The following is a 17668-nucleotide window of genomic DNA, read 5'->3' as shown; positions in this document are numbered from 1 at the left end:
GGCCGGCCTCGAAGGGTGGCCTGAAAGTTATTACCCGTTGTCCAGTTATCGGAAAGTCATCTTTTAACCCGTTTAGCGAATATCATCATCCTCGGTTCGACCAAGGGTGCCGCCTCGTCTGACAAGGAATTTCGTCCATGCGCCTTCACTCGCTTGCCTCGTTCCACCTCCCGCTGCTTGTCCTTGCTTCGGTATTTGCACCATGCGCTCAGGCCGCCACCCATTACCTCACCTTGATCAACGACGACGCGGTTCCGACGGTGAAGGTGGAAGCCGCTCCCCACGGCACCTCGGAGTTCCAGGCGCTGGACACCGCCGGTCCGCTGCAAGGCGGCCGGACGGTGCAAGTTGCCGCGGCGTTCCCGGACGGCGTGTGTGCGGTGGACGTGCGAGTCTCCTACGCCGGCCGAGGCCCCGTGCTGATCAGCGGCTGGAACGTGTGCCGCGAACCCAAACTCTATTTGGGCCAGTCCCGCCGCGCCGGCCTTCGTCGGATCAACGCGGTCAACGTCCCGGCGCTTCCTGCCGTCGTCCTTCCGACCTCCGGTCCCCAATCAGGATCTGCCCATGATTAAGTTGCTGCTCTTGATCGCCACCGTGGCCGCCGCCGCGTGGGGCCTCCGGAAAGGTCTCGGCGGCCTGGGCTCCCGCCCTTCAGGCCACGGCGACCCGCTGACGGTCACCGAGGAAAACGGCTGGACGACGATCGCCACGACGCCGGCTCCGTTGCCCGCCCGCGTTTCCGTCATCTCTTGGATCCTGGCCTTGGCCGTCGGCGTGACGGGCGCGGCGCTGGGCTTTCGCGTGGATCCCAATTCGCCCTTACCTTTGATCTTCGGCCTGGCCGCATGGATCGGGGGCGGCATCGTCATCGCCAAGCTCCACAAGGCGGCCCACGACGTGAACCGCAAGGTGCAACGCAAGCCGTTCCAAGTTTCGGCCCAAGGGATCCGCCTGCCCGACGGCGTCCTGGTCACTCCCGGCCAGATTTATGCGATCCGCCGCGGCAACACGCAAGCTGGAGACCGAGTGGTGATGGGCGGAGCAGGCGTGGTGGCCGGCGTCAGTCAGATGGCGATGGAGTCAGCCGAGCGCTTGGCTCGGGTCAGCCACACCGTGGAGGTCGACCACGGGGGTCGGGCGACGGTGCTGGCCGGCGGTCTGACGGAAACGCAGGCGCACGCAGTGGCTTCGGAAATCACGCGGCGGTTGCCGGGGTTCCGCTGAAGCCACCGTGCCGGCGTCCCCCGTGTTGGTGAGCGCGATCGCACGACCGAAGCTGGGTCGGGAACGCGATCTGTCCCCTCGCCGACCGTGAAGATGGTGATGCATCCACGCGCGCCGAGGACCGATTCCTTGGGAGCTTGACCATTGCTGCGCAGTGGCCATCGATCCGATGTGCGTATTCGGCAACGTCACCAACGATCAAAGAAGCGTCGCACGCGCTCATCCCAGAAGCGATTCGATCCTTAAATGGAGTCGTGTCCGTGTTCATCAAACGCCGGTATAGTCGTGTGAAATCATCAACGGTCCGGCGCTCAGTGGACCGATCCTTCAACCCACGGGCACGGAAATCCACCCATGATTCGACGCTCACTGGGCTTGTTGCTGGTTGCACTGTCCATGCAAGCGGCCGGCCTTGCGCACGGCCAGGAAAATGCAGCCGCGGACCCGCCGCTTCGACCCGCCTATTATACGTGTGTCAAAGCGTCTCGCGGCGTCACCTTGGCCCTGAACGACTGCATCGGCAACGAGCACGACTTTCAGGACAAGCGCCTCAACACCGCCTATCAAAACCTCAGGAAGTCGCTGTCCGACGTGAAGCGCACGGCCTTGCGCGATGAGGAGCGGGCTTGGATCGGCCGACGCGACAAGACGTGCGCCCCGGATGCCAGTGGCGGCACGGCCAGCCTGCTGGATTCCAATCAGTGTCAACTGGACCAAACCGCCGCGCGCGCGGCGGCTCTCGAAGCTCGCACGGGCCAATGATGAAAGCCCGATGACGGGCCACCACGAGCCAGAATGCGATGAACACCAGGAAGGAAAGTCATGACGGATGAGCTGGAACAGGCGAAGCGTGCCGCCGAGCAATGGCACCTCGGTCAGACCTCGGCGGGCTACGAATCCGGGGCCGCCGGTCCGGCGGCCATTTCCTCGGGCAAGGACGACCACGGTGGGGTGTCCTATGGGTCCTACCAACTCTCCACCAAGACGGGCACCTTGAAGGAATACCTGGACCAGTCCTCTTACGGCGCCCAGTTCAAGGACCTCACGCCCACAACCCCAGCCTTTGATGCCAAGTGGCGGGAGTTGGCGAACACCGATCCCGGCTTTGCCCAAGACCAACACGTGTTTGTGGGGCGCTCGCACTACGACACCCAGGCCGCCGCATTGCGGGACCGCGGCCTGGATTTGTCGGATCGCGGCATGGCCGTGCAAGATGCTCTTTGGAGCACGTCGGTGCAATGCAGAGAACTGACCCCGAACATTTTCTCCAAAGGTTTGAAGGAAAAGTTTGGCGAACACTACGAATTGGCCAAACTCAGCGACAAGGACATCGTCGACGCGGTTCAGGACTACAAGACCGCCCATGTCCAAACCTTGTTCAGCAAGTCGCCAAAGCTGCATGAATCGTTGAAAGATCGATTTTCCGATGAAAAGGCATCGTTGGAACGACTGGCGGACAGCGACGCGGTGCTCAGTGCCAACGGCGTGAGGGTCGAGCACAAAGGAACGCTCGCCGCTGCTCCAGCGCCACCTCACCACGGTGCGCACGCAAGCCACGCGCAGCATGCCGGCAGCCTGCGCCTCAACGATCGGTCCGACGCGGTGCTTGCCGTCCAAACCCAGTTGACGGCGCTGGGCTACACCGGCACGGAGGGTCACCCCCTGCAAGCCGATCGCCACTTTGGCCCGAACACCCAGGCGGCGGTGGAGGCGTTCCAACGCGACCACCACCTCCAAGCCGATGGCGTGGCGGGTGCCAAGACGCTCGACGCGTTGCATCGCGCCCAGCCGCATCCGACGGCGGACTTGACGGATCGCGCCCATGCCGGCAACCCCATGTTCGAGCAAGCCCTGAAAGCCGTGCACGAGTTGGACGCGAAGCACGGTCGAACGCCGGATCAGATGAGCGTCAACTTCGCCGGTGCCTTGGCGGCTCGATCGCGGGCCGAGGGCATGACCGGCATTGACCACTTGGCTCTCAGCGACGATGCTCGGACCGCCTACGCGATCCAAGGCGACCTGAATTCTCCGTTCAACCGGCATGCGTCGGTCGATGTGGCTCAGTCGGTCGTCCAACCCCTCGGACAAAGCACTCAGGACTGGTCACACGCCCATCAGCAGCAGGTGGCGGCGCAGGCGCCGCAGCAAGACCCGCAACAACAGCAACAAGCGGCTCACACGCTGACGCGTTGAGGGCATGCTCGACGCCGTGCCTGCCACCTACCCCGAGGTTCAGCGCTTGCGGGAATGGTCCACCTGGTCGGAACGCCAGGTCGGTGTGCGCCCCGAACTGCACGGGACCGTTTCGTCGGTGTCGTGGGAGAACCGAGGAAGTCCACTCTGATGGTCCGGGGGCGCAGCGACTATTTGGTGGGCCGTCACATCGAACGCAAGGGAGATGCGCAGCAGCGCGCGTTGACGCAGGCAGCGGGCGCGACCGAAGACGGTAGCTGATGGTCCCGCCCATGACATCTAAACCGTGACGTGCGTCGAAGACCGTCCGCGATCGGCGACCATTTACGGCCGCCGCGTTTCACCACCGCGGCCAGTGCGTTCAATCGCAGCGGCCAGTCCGACCGGCGTAGGCATCGATCTTCTCCTGGTAACTTTGGCGTAGCGATATTACGGCGCTATCTACGGTCGCGACGTTACACGTGTGCTGGGCCTTCCGGCCGCAGGCTCCAGCGGAGTAAAAGCCAAACTGCGGGGGTTGGCTGTTCGGACCCGCATTGCTGTCTCAATACTTGATCGATTCGACTTAAGGCGCTTGCCGCCTACATTGACATTCGGCAGACCCCGACTAGGATCACCGATCATTCTGGAGATCCCTATGGAATTGCAGCGAAGAATCGTCAAGACACTCGGTGACATGGGGCCGCCCGTAGAGGTTACGATCGCCGTATTTGCTCTATGTATGCTACCGCTCGGAACGTTACTTTTTGTAATATTCCACGCGACTCCCAATCATTAGGGTACTTAATGATGTCTTCGTATACATAGCCAAGGCCAAGCAAGGGTCCTGACACCAGGGTAAAAAATAGTGCTGCCAAGAACCAACCCCACTGCGGTCCGCTAGTAGGAAAGAATCGCCCACGCTTATGAATGCCCACATTCAACAGCGTAACGCTCATTACGAAGACAACAAACGCAGCGGTCCACATCCCGACCAAGCCAGAATCCGCCTTTGATATAACGAAGGCAACTATCCCCGCGCCGATAAGGATGCCTGAAGACCAGAACCATACCTCCGCGAGTTTGCTATCGCGATAATACAAGCCTAGTCCTCCAGCAATGCCTGCGAAACAAGGAAGCACATAGGAAACAAACTCGGAAACGTCGTGCCGAACATCGGCACTATATTTCGCATAGATATAAATGGCCGAACCCGTGGCAGCAAAAATCAAGGCGATGTAGAAAACAACAAAGCCTCGGCGTTTTTCTATAGCCGCGTCACCATCGCCGGATACGAGGCTCCGTGCGGAGCCAGGTAAACGTTGTTCCAGGTCACGAATGGCCTTATCAAGATTTTCAATCTTCCGATCAAATGAGCGTGCTCTGTGCGTGGCCCATTCTAATGAAAACGCAAGGATAAAGACTAAGGTGAGAAAAATTAGCATCATTCCATTTGACCTTGCTGATCCAAAGATGGGCACAATGTGCAGCGGTTCCGGAGATATCTGTCAAGCGAACAAAAACATCCGCTCTGCTCCCTCTATCACGCTGAGCCCGTGCTGTCCGACTCACCCGACTGCCCCCGGATTGCATCGGTCAGTGCGTTGCAGCTGTCTCGCAACGCGGGCATCAGGGCATGGAACACGCTTTCGAAGTCGAAGGGAAGTTCAGTCCGCAGTCCAAGGCGCTCCCGGACCGTCCTCTCAAGCTTGGCTTCGTTGCTGCCGGTGTAATGCGAGCACAGCAGACGCACGTCATAAAGCACAAAGAACGGACTGACGATGTTTTCTTTCTTGGTCATGCCGAGCACATCAACGGCTAATTTCTCGAGGAGCTTGCACCCCTTCAGCTCATCCGTAGTCGCTTCGGGAATGCCCCTTGACGTCAAGAAGTGCCTCAATGCCTTGACGTTGATCGCCTCAACAAAGAGCTGGTTGACGAAGTTGAAGAAAGCCGCAACGTGCCGTTTTTCCCAAAAAACAGGAACGGCCGTACTCTGGAGCATCGAAAGAACATCCGTGTTCATGGAAAAAAGCTCGAAAGCGTACGTTTCGGAGACCGCTACTGCGAGCGTCCGACGCGCATCATAGGCCACATCTTTCAGGGACGGATTTGACCACTTTACGTCAATCTGCGCGTCGTAAAACTGCGAGTGGATATCGTGGTCGGACGGAACATTCTCGGAGCGGAGATAGTACTTTTCCTTGTCAGGAAGACGATCAATATCGCCAAGCCACATGATGACGCGACCCGAGCGCGTGATGCCGAACTCTATACTCCAGACGACCTGCAGTGCCCCCTCGACTGCCTCAGACATACATCGGACGGTCCCGTAGGTGTCAGAAAAAAGGTCGAGCGTATAATCGGGATACTGGCCGTATTTGGCGAGAACCGCCTTGTCGAAGAAAACGGGCGTGAGGAATCCGTCATTCGAAGCCCGTGCGAGGCCGGGGATATACTCGTAGTCGATGTGCGAGTAAAGAAAACGGAATGCCTCGGCGTAGCGGTACCGCTTTTCCAGCCACTTCGGAACGAGGTCTATACCGCCATCTCCACGCTCGCGCGCCTCCTTTAGAAAGTCGAGGATCAAGAACCGCGTTTTGGCAGGGAAGTAGATGGCTCCTGAACCATCCTCCTTTAGCAGTGGCACGCCATCGAGATGCACGACCAAGCCGTCGGCTACAAAACTCAACTTATCGAAACAAAGCCGCAGAGGGCAGCCTTGGGAGTCGAAATACTCAGGGCTCGACTCGGAGTCGAAATTCACGGTCATTTGGGGTCTCCATACCATGTTCATGACTGGCGATTATGGCAGGTCAATTCGCGCCCGCGCACCTCCAGCACGGCCCAGGCCTTACCTCAACACCGACTCAAAGAATTTCCACATCCCGCCGATATTCGCCCTTACGCTCGCTCCATTCCAAGGTTGTCTTAGCGACAACTCCCACAGGCCCGAAGAATAGTTCCTTCACTTGCGGTCTGAAGCAGATCACAACTGCAAAGGCGGACGAAGTTCATCGAAATCGAGCCACTCTGCCCATGGCAATCCTGAAAAAAATGCCAACAACTCCGGCGCCGTCCAGGAACGCACGTAATCTTTCGCGTGGACATCCTCACCCGCTTCGGGCCCCATCAGCGCACGGCGACGTTCGGCAGGCAACGCAGTGCCCTGGAGTTGCTGGATCACGTTCTGCCACAGGGAATGGAAGCCGAGGGTTCCGTTGGCGCACCACGGCTTGATTTCCAGGCGCCCCAGTAGTACAGGAAGCTCTTACTGATCGCGTTGCTGGCGCCCGTTTCCCATCAATTTTCATCTCGGGGAACAGGCGCTCGGCACCCTGCGCACCAAGCCGCTCAACGCGGCCCCAGAGCCCCAGCGCCAGGAAGTCCGGATCAAGCGTGACAAGCCTGCGGCTCTGGTCGTTCTTTAGGCTGCCCTGGGCTGCACAGTCGACGAAGTGAAGTTGAAGAAACTGAGGGTGTGGTCCGCGCGCCCGTGCCCGTTACTCATGATTGGCACGCTATTTGTTTACCTGAGTTGGGTTCGGGGTCTAGTCATCTAAACCGTGACGTGCGTCGAAGACCGACCGTGATCGGTGACCCTTCAAGGCCGCCGCGTTTCACCACCGCGGCCAGTGCGTTCAATCGCGGCGTCCAAGTCAGACCAGCGTAGGCACATTCATTCGGCGGAAGACTCCATCCCGGAGAACCAGTCAGCGTAGGGCGTGTTCTTGACCAGGTGCCGGTTGAGATCTGCGGCTCCATCGGTCCACCACACCGGACCCCGTTCACCCAATCCCCTCTTCGCTCCGTCCACAGATCGGCGAGCGGCGGCGAGACGTTCCTCATCGCCGTTGGCCTTCGCCGCTTTGACGGCACGCCGGGCATCCATCAACTCATGAACCAAGCGTTCCCTTTCCTGCTCGCCAAGTCCTGGGTTGCTGGTTCGCCATAGGCGTCCCCTCACAATCAGGTATCGGCCGTCGGGAGTGATCGGAGCATTCATAAAGGTAGCCTATGGAGTCGGCGGTGAAGGCCATGCGGAGCCGACTCCAGCCGCTGGTGCTCGTCTGCGCGAAATCCAGTTACTCCATCGAGAGAGTGGGTCTCATCAATTGACTGTGACTCTCGTCAAAGGCTGAGTGTGATAACCACCCTCTTGCGACCGAACGGACCAGGACCGTGACGTTCAATCACAGCGGCCAACTCCGATCAGCGAGGGCGGCAGCGTCAATCTAACCATGGCCCTAGACAGAGGAGTGTCGTTGGGGGCGAACGGGAAGATCGATGGTGTCCGTGGGCAACTGTTGTTTTACTTCGCCAGCTCACTGCGGATGTGGGCAATGTTGATGGCTCGACACAGGTCAACCGCTTGGGCTTCTATGCTGGTGACATTGCTCGGTGACACGCCAGGCAACTTGTCACCGTCAATCCACGCCTCTCCCTCCTGAACCGTTAGATAGTTTTTCAAGTATGCCGCGATCGTTCCGATTTCGCGGCCTCGCACACTCTCGAAATGCGCAAGAGCGTCACTGTAATGAATGAGGCTCCATCCGCATTTTTCATCGAAACCATCCACTCTAACTGCCAGCGGATCCGCAAGCGTCAGTTCCGGAGCGTTATTCATGATGAGCTTTCGCATCCACTCCGAAGGCCGAAGCTCAGCTTTTCTCGCAGCCGCGTTGATCCGGCGGGTCTCGAGGACGTCGAATCGCAAAGTTGGTTTGTAGTCTGTTTCCATGTGCATGCTCCTGCAACAAAGCTTGCCGGCAATTGCCGGCGCATATGTATATTGCCGGCAATTGCCGGCACAGTCAATGCGACCCAAGATCGTTGTAGGGCTTCTTGAGCGGATACCGATCACTCGGTCCAATTGAACCAGCGAGGTCTTCCAGACGAAGCCTGGGGGACTTGCACACAAGAAAATTCCAACAGGGGCCTGGCTGGGATGCAGGGGTATGCGCTGGCCGCCGAGATATCGGAACGGTTGCCGTGCTCTCGATGGATCAACCCCTCAGTCTCCTTACCCTGCAATCCCAGTCAAGGCAGGCTTAACTCACTCCGTTCACAGTTTTGGACATCCCCGGTGGATTCCATTCCGAGCGAGGGCGAGCTGCAGTGCGCCCTGCCACGGCTTTGAAAAATAGTTCCGATACGGGGTTGACAGCGATCCGGACTTGCCTAGAACGGCGGTTCCTTTCCTCCTGGACGTTCGTATGTTCTTGCCACTCCTGCACAATCCGTCTGTCCGCGTGCTTGGGAAATCCTGGGCATGAAGAAATACGACGCCCTTCGCCTGATCCTGACGACCACGCTGACCGACCGCGAGATCGGTGCGTCCGCTGGCGTGTCGAAAACCACGGTGGGCCGCTACCGCCGGCTCGCGGAGGCGAAACGTCTCTCGTGGAACACGCTCGCCGAGCTCGGACCGGACGGCATCGACCGCGTCGTCAATCGCCCGCGCAGCGGCGGAAAGGCCAAGCGCATTCCAGACCTGTCGCTGCTGGACGACCAGCTGCAAACCAAGGGGATGACGTTGCAGCTGATCTGGGAACAAATGCGGACCGCGGACCCGCATACGACACCGTCTTACTCGCACCTGGCCGCCTGCCTCAAACGGTATCGGAGCACGCTTCCCACGGTGATGCGTCAGCGTCACGTGCCGGGTGAACGTGTGTTCGTCGATTACTCGGGCTTGCGCCCTTTCTACATCGATCGCACCACACAGGAGAAGGTGTTTGTCGAGCTCTTCGTCGGCGTCCTGGGCGCGAGCTCGTTGCTCTTCGCGATGTGCACCCCATCCCAGAAGGTGCCGGACTTCATTCGGGCGCACGTGGCGATGCTGGACTATTTCGGCGGAGTGCCCATGGTCGTGGTGCCCGACAACCTCAAATCCGCTGTGGTGGTTGCCGGCCGCACCCCGACCATCCAACGCTCGTATGCCGACCTGGCCCGTCACTACGGCATGGCCGTCCTGCCCGCGCGACCCTATCGGCCACGCGACAAGGCCAGCGCCGAAGTCGGGGTCAAGTATGCCCAGCAAAGGATCCTTTCTCGTCTGCACCATCAGCATTTCTTCTCCCTGGATGAATTGAACGAGGAGATCGGCCGCCTCCTCGAAGAGGCCAACGCCCGGCCGATTGTCAAGGACGGTGTCAGCCGACGGGCGCGTTTTGAAGCCATTGAACGCTTGGCGTTGAAGCCCCTGCCCGCCCAGCCCTACGCCTACGCCGACTGGATCGCTGTGCCGAAGGTGCTCCAGGACTACCACGTGGCTGTCGAGGGGCACTTCTATTCCGTGCCTCATGACCTCATTGGCAAACGGGTGGATGCACGCGTCACCGACCAGACGGTGGAAATCCTGTGCAACCGCCGCAAGGTGGCCCAGCACGCGAGAAGCACCGCGGTGGGTGGACACACCACGAACATCGGCCATCAGCCGGAGGCTCACCGTGCGCAGGGTGAGCGCACTCCCGAAGGCATGTTGGCCTGGGCGAAAGACGCCGGTCCCCACGTGCTTCGCTTCGTGCAGCACCAGGTGGGTGGACCGCAGCCCTTCACAGGACTGCCGGCTTGCGAACGCCTGCGTTCCCTGGCGCGGACGCACGGCACCGCCGCGGTGGACCAAGCGGCACGCGCCGCTTTCGAAGCCCGGTCGCCAACCATCACCACGCTCAAACGCCTCTTGGACAATGCCGCCGTCCACGCTAAGCAGTCTCATGTCCGCCGCAGTTCATACGCGCAGGGTCCCGTCTTTCAATCCGAGGAAGTCACATGCTGAAAGAAGCGCTGGCGGAGCTGTCCGCTTTGAAACTCGGGTCGATGGCAGACCGCCTTCGGCAATGGGCGGAAGATCCCGAAAACCTGGGGAGATCGCATGCTGAGTGCGTGCTGGCCCTGGCCCAGGCCCAGGCGCAGGCCTCAGCCAACAAGCGGGCGAAGTGCTTTCTGAGCCGAGCGGACCTCCCGCCCAACATCGCCATCGAGGATTTCCGAGACGGGTCTCGGCGCGGGTTGGCGCCTGGGCTGCTGGGCAACTTGAAAGCTTGCGACTGGGTCCTGCGTGGACAAGCCGTGGTCATCACGGGCGGCACGGACACGGGCAAGACCTTCTTGGCTGCGGCGTTGGGACGAGAGGCGAGCCTGCTCGGGCATTCCGTCGCCTACCGGCGCATCCCCGACTTGCTGGTGGAGTGCGCGATCGAGCAAAGCAAGGGCGCCACCGCCCTGTCGGCCTTGATGAAACGGTTGTCCCGGCCAAAGCTGCTGGTGCTCGATGACTTCGCGGTGGAGCCAGCCACATCCGAACAGTGTCACATCCTGCGGCGCCTCTTGGATGCCCGACATCGTCATGGCCTTGCGCTGCTGGTGGCCGCTTCAAATGCCGTGGAACATTGGTCGGACTATTTCGAGGACAAGACGGCCGCCGAGGCCATCTATTCGCGCACCAGCGCCCATACCAAGCCGATCGTGCTGAAAAAGGCGAGCTGACGGGCGCCGGCACTCCCTTGCCCCCGCCCCAACTCCACATCACGCATCGGCGTCTGCAAGCGCATTTCGCTCGGCGATCCCATCGAGGATGGACGGCCTCTTCCACTTTGCTTCGTAGCGTCGCACCGCATCGTCGGCCTGCGCCTCCGCATCGCATGGATCACGCGTGGTCAACGCGTGCATGTAGGCCGTCTGCCAGATTTCTTTTCTGGTCGGCGAGAACGCGTGCTGAGAATGTGTCGTAGGCATGGAGGCTCTCCGCGGAAGGTCTGAAACCTACCCCCGGATTCCCTCCTGTCAAGACCGATTCCACGGCGCTCTAGCCCATTCCCGCCCTGCTTGGTGCGGTTGAGTTCGACAATTTGCCCAATCCGCAGCCGCTGACCTGACCGTCTGAAACAGGCTGGCCGGTTCTCGCCCCGAACCCGCGCCGTGGCACCCGCTTCTCTCCCGTTCTGCTCGGCCCACGAGACCGTTATGGTGGCCAGACTGATCCAGACTGGCGTCCGTCCGCAACCGAGACACCATCTATATAAAGGGGCTGCTGCGTCATGCCGCGGCGAAGCAACAACGAGGAACAACGCCATTTCCACCTATGGTGGTCAGCCTGTTCCAGATCACGTGGCCACATTTGTCAGAATATGCACCTGGATAATCTTGTATGGGCGGTCCGCCGGTCTGAAACTGTCTGGCCGTCAGAATGTTTCGTCTGGAAAACAGTTGGCAGGCTACGCTTCACGGTTCTTCCCTAGTAGCGGAGACCGTTCTCAGCACGTCTGCCTGGCATCCTTCCTTCCCGCTGCAATCGTCGTCACCATTTGCCCCTGTATTAGGCCAGACAATAAAGGGGTCTGCGCTGCACCCGGCTCGACGACTTATGCTGGATCATAGTAAGGATGCAGCATCGCGAGAAATGCCAGAGCCTGCTTCTCTGCTTCAGCAAAGACGGTGATCCGGACCACTTCGATCATCGCGCAATGACTGTGCAGGCATCCGTAGAACTCAAACGAAATACGATCAGACTCGAAAAATTACGAACGGACCGTCATAACTTGCGCATTGTCATCTTCTTTGGTTCGTGCGCAAATACGGCATCGAAGTAGCACAGGGAGTGTGGGACGCGTCGCCATGGATCTATTCAGGCATGAAGTTTCGCTTCTTGGCACAGACCGCAACTTCGGTCGTGCGACGATCATTCTCCCTCCCCAGCGCATCTACACCGTTTCGGCATCCCTAGCATTTGCTGGAATGCTTTTGCTCCTTTGCTTGTTTGGAACGTATTCTCACCGGGTCCGAATCACCGGGCGCTTGGTGCCCACCGCAGGACTGTCGTCCGTGGTTTCCAAATCAGGCGGCACGGTCGAGCAGGTGCTGGTAAGCGAGGGAACGCTTGTTCGATCGGGCACCCCTATCGCCGTTGTGACAAACGAACGCGCTAGTCGCGCTTTGGGTGCATCCGAGGCGATCGCTACCGGTCAGTTGAGAGAGGATCAGACACGCCTTCATGGTGATATTGCCTCACAGAAGATCGTGGCGCGTGAACAAAGTCTATCCCTTCAGCACCAACTGGACGAAAGCCTCCGCCAAGATGAGCATTTGGCTCGCAGCATTAGCATTCAACGGCAGCAAATCCAGCTCCAGGAACAGATGCTCAGTCGGATTCAGCCCCTGCTTTCGAAGGGCTATGTTTCGGCACTTCAAGTCCAACAGCAGCAGGGCGCGCTCTACAGCGAGCGATTGGCGCTAGAGGATCTGGCTCGCCAACATGAAGACTTGGCGGCCAGGATCACAACGACCCAGGCAGCGTTAAAAAATGCTCCCGAACAGTTGCGGGCCAACGTCAGCGAACTCGAATCCAAGCTATCGGTGGCAACGCAAGAGCTGGCCAAGGCCGAAACCGAGCGATCCGAACAATTGATCGCCCCTATCGATGGGCGAATTACGAACGTCGTGATTCACCCAGGTCAGACGCTCCGAGCCGGACAGACCGCATTTACCGTCGTCCCGGACCATTCCAAGCTAGTCGCGGAGTTCCTCGTGAATGGAAGCGCGATTGGACTCACCCGACCGGGGAACCCGGTATCGCTCCACGTGGATGCCTTCCCTTACGAGAAATACGGGTCACTTCAAGGTCATGTGCTCGACCTTCCCATCAGCGCCCTGGCACCTGACGATGTCATGCAGCTCCTGGGCCAGCCTCAGGTTGACCAAGTTCCCACGTATCGGCTGGAAGTGGCCCTGCCCCGTCAGAGCGTGTCCGCGGAGGGCTCTTCTCACCCGCTCCTTCCCGGAATGACGCTGGACGCGGACTTGCTGTTGGAGAAACGACGCTTGATCGACTGGATCTTCGAGCCAATCTTGGCATCTCGAAAAAATTAAGCCCCGCCGCGAATTTAACGACCATGGACGAAGATCAAAGCCCCCTTCACCGCGCGCGGTTCTTTGGCCGGCGTCGACGACTCCCCGTCGTCCGGCAACAGGAAACAGCGGAATGCGGATTGGTTTGCCTGGCAATGCTCTTGGGCTGGCACGGCCACCATGCCAACCTTGCCGAGCTCCGGCGCCGATTTCCTTCATCCTCGCGGGGATGCACTCTGGAAGATCTGACGCGCTGGTCGGACGAGGTCGGCTTCGTCAATCGACCGGTCCGTCTAGACCTTGATGAATTAGACCAGCTCCAAACTCCTAGCATCCTTCACTGGGACATGGACCATTTCGTCGTTTTGGCGAACGTCAAAGATGGCAAGGTGATCCTTCATGATCCCGCCCGGGGCCGGGTCACCCTTTCCGTTGAAACGGTATCTAAGCACTTCACCGGCGTCGCCCTCGAACTCACGACCGGGCCAGACTTTCGCCGTAAGCAACCACCACCCCCTGTTTCACTCCGGAAACTGGCCGGGTCCGTCGTTGGCCTTCGCTCATCGATGGCGCGGCTGTTTGGGTTTGCCATCGCCCTAGAAGTCATTGCGCTCTTCATGCCGCAGTTTCTTCAGATCCTGGTGGACCAAGTTATCGCCGATAACGATGTTAGCCTGCTGACCCTGATCGGGTGCGGTTTTCTAGGCTTGACGATCGCACAGTCAATCATTTCAGCTTTCCGAACGTGGACTGTTACGTGGGTGAGCACTCACTTCTCGATGAACTGGACGGCGAATGTCTTCCGTCACCTCATGCGCCTGCCGCTCCTGTTCTTCAATCGCCGCAACGTCGGTGACGTCACCTCTCGATTTGGAGCGATCGGAACGATCCAGCAAAACCTGACCACTCAGCTGATTGGTGCTCTGATGGACGGGGTGATGTCCTTGGCAACGCTTGTGCTGATGGCGATCTACAGCCCCCTGCTGTCCGGCATTGTCGTGATTGGTGCCGTCGTCTATTCCTTGAGCCGCGTGGCTTGGTTTCACACTTACATGGAAGCCAATCTCAGCCAGATCACGACGGACGCTCGCCAGCAGACCAGCTTGATCGAAGCCATCCGTGGTGCTTCTACCATCCAACTCAACAATCAAGCCGCAAGTCACACTTCGCGCTTCTTACGCGATACCTCCGACGCGCTAGAAACTCGGGTCGAGATTCAGCGCCTCAACCTTCTGTTCTCTCTTGCTGGAGGAATCATTTCCGGAACCCAGCGGATCGCCGTGCTTTGGGTCGGCGCATCGCTCGCCCTGACTGGCCGGTTCTCCGCCGGCATGCTGATGGCATTCGCCACCTACGCGGATCAGTTCACGAACCGATCCGCGGCGCTAGTGGACTATGTCATCCAGTTTCGACTGCTCCGCCTTCAAGGCGAGCGCTTGGCCGACATCGTGCTGACTCCCACAGAGCCGCATCTGCAGGGGTTCCACAGCGGGGATCTCCCGATGCCATCGGTCCAGTTTGACAACGTGAGCTTCCGATACTCCGACAGCGACCCTTGGATCATCACTCAAGCCAGCTTCGAGATTAAGCCAGGAGAGTCCGTCGCGATCAGCGGTCCCTCGGGTTGCGGAAAATCAACGTTGCTTCATCTTATTCTGGGGCTGCTCGAACCCCAGGTGGGTCGGATCCTCATTGGGGGCGTCGATCTCAAGCAGTTGGGCAAAACCCGCTACAGATCCATGCTCGGGTCGGCACTCCAAGACGACCGACTGTTTTCTGGAACGATCGCAGACAATATCGCTTTTTTTTCTACTGAAGCTGACTTCTCACGCGTCCAGAATGCGGCCGAGCAGGCTGACATCCATACCGACATCCTTGCTCTCCCGATGGGCTACAACAGCCACATTGGCGACATGGGGTCAACATTATCGGGAGGGCAGCGCCAGAGAATCATCTTGGCCCGTGCTCTCTACCGGCGTCCACGCATCCTGGTGCTGGATGAGGCGACCAGCCACCTCGACGTTCCCCGCGAAAACCACATCACGGCGCTAATCAAGCGGATGGACATCACACGCATATTGGTCTCCCACCGCCCAGAGACTGTCGCCTCAGCCGATCGCATTTTGGAACTTTCAAACGGGCGTCTTCGCTCGCTCATCAAAAAGCCGGAAGCCACCGAGCCATTGGCGCCAGCATAAGTTTTCGCCAGCTTGGCGAATTTGGATGACGGCACACAGTGTGCCGTCACCGACACAAGGAGCATGTCATGCGTGAGTTGAAGCAGTCCGAGCTGCGCTATGTGGCTGGCGGCTTGCAAAAGGGGCCCATCGACGGCGGCACGGAGCCACCCGTCATTGTCACCGGGCCAGGCGGTGGCGGTGGCGGGGTCTCTCCCCCTCCAGGAGGCGGAACGATCGGTGGCTCGCCTTCAACCCCCCACGGCGGTGGCGGAGCCTCCGGCGGTGGCAGCGGCCTCCCGGCCGGCTACGATTCCATCGGTGGATTCGCTTCGCCTTATGCCAACGTCACATGGGGTGCGAACCAGCAGATCAGCGGGGCGAACTTCGGCTTCTCGATTGGATCGGACAAGATCGGAGCCGCGATGTCCCAGCAGGCCGCGGGCGTCACCAACACCTACACCATGACCGGCGGAGAGCAAGTCAGCGCCGCCCTTAACTGGGCCAATGGCAACTACTCCGAGTCGATCAGCGGATCCGGCGCCTACGGCGCCCTCCACTTCGGCTTTGATGTGAACTCAAACTCACCTGATCACATCCAGCTGAGCTACAGCCCCGTGGCAGGTTCGTCCATTGGCATCAGCTTGGATTCCAGCGGTGCGACTTCGGAGACCGCTTCGACCACCCTGTATGACAATGGGTCCATCCATGTGACGGCGGGCTTTGTTCGCGGCACGGGCGATACGGAGAAGTATGTGAAGTTCGAAGATTCGGCTCACCCGGGCCAGCACTTCGAAATCAACCTCTCTCATAGCACCAAGAGCGGCTGGAATGCCGGAATTGGCATCGGCTACCCCTACTAACCCAACAACCGCAAGGATCCGGGGCTAGCAGCCCCGGATTTGATCAATGAAGCGTTCTTTTCAGATCGGCATGTCCGTCACTCTCCTCGCCAGCGCGTGTGCGTTGTCGGCCACTACCTACGTCCGCCCGAGCGACAACGGCACCATCTCGTCCCTGGTTTATGCGGGAAATGTTGAAGCGCTTAGGGCGCTTCAATCGAAAAGCCAGGATCCGCTCTTTCGCCTCTATATAGATGCTCTGGTCGACAGGGCTGAGCTACGCGCTGACGCATCGGCAACCGCGTCCCGAACGTGTTACGACAAGGCGATTGACAAGAGCACAAACATCGTGTTGGCCGCCGCTTGCGCTGAACTGACCGCGGGAACGCTCTCCATCCAGGGGCGACGAGCCGAACGTGACGCCTTTGCCAAATCCGCGAGGTCTCGTATTTATCCCCTGCTGTCCGACCAGCTCAAGCGACCCGACATCGCCATCCGCAGCCTCGAAGGTGACGCCGGTCCGGCAAAGCAGTCGGCGTTTCGCGTGGAGCATCCTCCTAAATCCACCGTTGCATGGGCCAACCCAGGGGAATTGCCCGCCGGAGGGAGATACCTATCTGTGACTTCCAAGGGTCGCTCTGTTGTTGCCTTATTCGACACCGGTAACCAGCGCACCATCCTGAACCAAAGCGACGCCAAAGCGCTGGGCGCTCGGGACGAGCGCAATGTCGTGGTCACCATGCCGTCTGCCGAAGGCTTGCCAAAATCAGTGAAAGGGAGTGTTGCGGTCCTGCCTTCGATCGGCATAGGCGATGTTCAATTGGAAAACGTCGAGGTCTTCGTCACTGACGTTCCCATGTCAGTGGTAGGGCTGGATCTGATCCTGAGGATCTATGGAGCATTCAAGTTGGACGACAAGGGGCTTCATCCTTACGACGCCAGACGCTCGACGTGCGCGCTGGGCAACCTCGATATGGGTGGTCATGCAGATGGGATCGGCGTCGGTCTGGTGGCGAAGTTGCTCGTGAATGACCGGTGGCAATCCGTTTTTGTCGACACCGGTAATTCAGACACACTGGACGATCACACGCCGCCATCGTCCGACCCTGCGCAGGCGTCCTCGATCGTAGAGGCTACGACACTCGCCGGCAGAAGCCGTCAACACTTTGGATGGTCTCAGATGACGCTCAGCTCCGATTCAAAGCCATTTACGGTCACAGTCCGGCAGGTCGATTCACCAAAGACGCTCGCGAACTATGTGCTGGGCAACGGTTTTCTTGCCTCAGGCGCGCTTGATTTCAATCTTCAGGGACACAGTCTGTGTTTGACCGATTCATTACACGGATCGACTCAATGATGCGCTGGCTGATCGCATCTTTGGTTTTTGTAGGATTATCGGGA

Annotated in this window: 16 protein-coding genes; 10 read left to right on the top strand and 6 right to left on the bottom strand. The window is 59.4% G+C overall.

Going from position 1 to position 17668, the window contains the following annotated elements; translation table 11 throughout:
• Positions 1–137: 137 nt before the first annotated feature.
• From AB8808_RS08695 to AB8808_RS08680, 4 genes are all read left to right on the top strand, one after another.
• Positions 138–575 carry a hypothetical protein gene (locus tag AB8808_RS08695; protein WP_369928530.1) on the top strand — a complete coding sequence of 146 codons (438 nt, stop codon included), beginning with the start codon at positions 138–140 and terminating at the stop codon, positions 573–575.
• Positions 568–1227, top strand: a complete 660-nt coding sequence (locus AB8808_RS08690; RefSeq protein ID WP_369928528.1) for a hypothetical protein — start codon at positions 568–570, stop codon at positions 1225–1227. The genes AB8808_RS08695 and AB8808_RS08690 overlap by 8 nt, the downstream gene beginning before the upstream one ends.
• 354 nt (positions 1228–1581) lie before the next feature.
• Positions 1582–1989: a lysozyme inhibitor LprI family protein gene (locus AB8808_RS08685; RefSeq protein WP_369928526.1), complete on the top strand. Its 408-nt coding sequence runs from the start codon at positions 1582–1584 to the stop codon at positions 1987–1989.
• A gap of 60 nt (positions 1990–2049) precedes the next feature.
• Positions 2050–3420, top strand: coding sequence for a VgrG-related protein (locus tag AB8808_RS08680; RefSeq protein ID WP_369928524.1), 1371 nt, complete (start codon positions 2050–2052; stop codon positions 3418–3420).
• 695 nt (positions 3421–4115) lie between these two features.
• On the opposite strand, the gene AB8808_RS08675 is transcribed toward AB8808_RS08680, so the two are convergent.
• From AB8808_RS08675 to AB8808_RS08655, 5 genes are all read right to left on the bottom strand, one after another.
• On the bottom strand, positions 4116–4847 hold the full coding sequence (locus AB8808_RS08675; RefSeq protein WP_369928522.1) for an FtsB/FtsL family cell division protein: 732 nt from the start codon (positions 4845–4847) through the stop codon (positions 4116–4118).
• Between the two features lie 95 nt (positions 4848–4942).
• On the bottom strand, positions 4943–6172 hold the full coding sequence (locus AB8808_RS08670) for a hypothetical protein (protein ID WP_369928520.1): 1230 nt from the start codon (positions 6170–6172) through the stop codon (positions 4943–4945).
• 216 nt (positions 6173–6388) lie between these two features.
• Positions 6389–6586 (bottom strand): thioredoxin domain-containing protein, encoded by a 198-nt coding sequence (locus tag AB8808_RS08665; RefSeq protein ID WP_369928518.1) that lies wholly within the window; start codon positions 6584–6586, stop codon positions 6389–6391.
• A gap of 492 nt (positions 6587–7078) precedes the next feature.
• Positions 7079–7405, bottom strand: a complete 327-nt coding sequence (locus AB8808_RS08660; protein WP_369928516.1) for a hypothetical protein — start codon at positions 7403–7405, stop codon at positions 7079–7081.
• Positions 7406–7711: 306 nt separating this feature from the next.
• Positions 7712–8140 (bottom strand): hypothetical protein, encoded by a 429-nt coding sequence (locus AB8808_RS08655; protein WP_369928515.1) that lies wholly within the window; start codon positions 8138–8140, stop codon positions 7712–7714.
• 531 nt (positions 8141–8671) lie between these two features.
• Here AB8808_RS08655 and istA point away from each other — a divergent pair.
• A complete protein-coding gene (gene istA / locus AB8808_RS08650; RefSeq protein ID WP_369928513.1) occupies positions 8672–10180 on the top strand; it encodes an IS21 family transposase in 1509 nt (502 codons plus the stop codon).
• Positions 10174–10890: an ATP-binding protein gene (locus AB8808_RS08645; RefSeq protein WP_369928511.1), complete on the top strand. Its 717-nt coding sequence runs from the start codon at positions 10174–10176 to the stop codon at positions 10888–10890. The genes istA and AB8808_RS08645 overlap by 7 nt, the downstream gene beginning before the upstream one ends.
• Before the next feature lie 39 nt (positions 10891–10929).
• Here AB8808_RS08645 and AB8808_RS08640 read toward each other — a convergent pair whose 3' ends face one another.
• A complete protein-coding gene (locus tag AB8808_RS08640) occupies positions 10930–11073 on the bottom strand; it encodes a hypothetical protein (RefSeq protein ID WP_506193255.1) in 144 nt (47 codons plus the stop codon).
• A 945-nt stretch (positions 11074–12018) separates the two neighbouring features.
• On the opposite strand from AB8808_RS08640, the gene AB8808_RS08635 reads away from it, so the two are divergent.
• The 4 genes from AB8808_RS08635 to AB8808_RS08620 all read left to right on the top strand — a co-directional run bounded on the left by AB8808_RS08635 (position 12019) and on the right by AB8808_RS08620 (position 17624).
• The gene (locus tag AB8808_RS08635) at positions 12019–13269 is read left to right on the top strand and encodes an HlyD family secretion protein (protein WP_369928507.1); all 1251 of its coding nucleotides are present in this window, start codon (positions 12019–12021) and stop codon (positions 13267–13269) included.
• Between the two features lie 23 nt (positions 13270–13292).
• The gene (locus AB8808_RS08630) at positions 13293–15446 is read left to right on the top strand and encodes a peptidase domain-containing ABC transporter (RefSeq protein ID WP_369928505.1); all 2154 of its coding nucleotides are present in this window, start codon (positions 13293–13295) and stop codon (positions 15444–15446) included.
• 68 nt (positions 15447–15514) lie between these two features.
• The gene (locus tag AB8808_RS08625; RefSeq protein ID WP_369928503.1) at positions 15515–16288 is read left to right on the top strand and encodes a hypothetical protein; all 774 of its coding nucleotides are present in this window, start codon (positions 15515–15517) and stop codon (positions 16286–16288) included.
• A 46-nt stretch (positions 16289–16334) separates the two neighbouring features.
• Positions 16335–17624 (top strand): retropepsin-like aspartic protease, encoded by a 1290-nt coding sequence (locus tag AB8808_RS08620; protein ID WP_369928501.1) that lies wholly within the window; start codon positions 16335–16337, stop codon positions 17622–17624.
• Positions 17625–17668: the final 44 nt, after the last annotated feature.

The sequence above is a fragment of the Xanthomonas sp. NCPPB 2632 genome, from assembly GCF_041228075.2.
GTDB lineage: Bacteria > Pseudomonadota > Gammaproteobacteria > Xanthomonadales > Rhodanobacteraceae > Luteibacter.
Note: the sequence above shows the minus strand (reverse complement) of the source record. Positions and strands in the feature narration are given on the sequence as shown.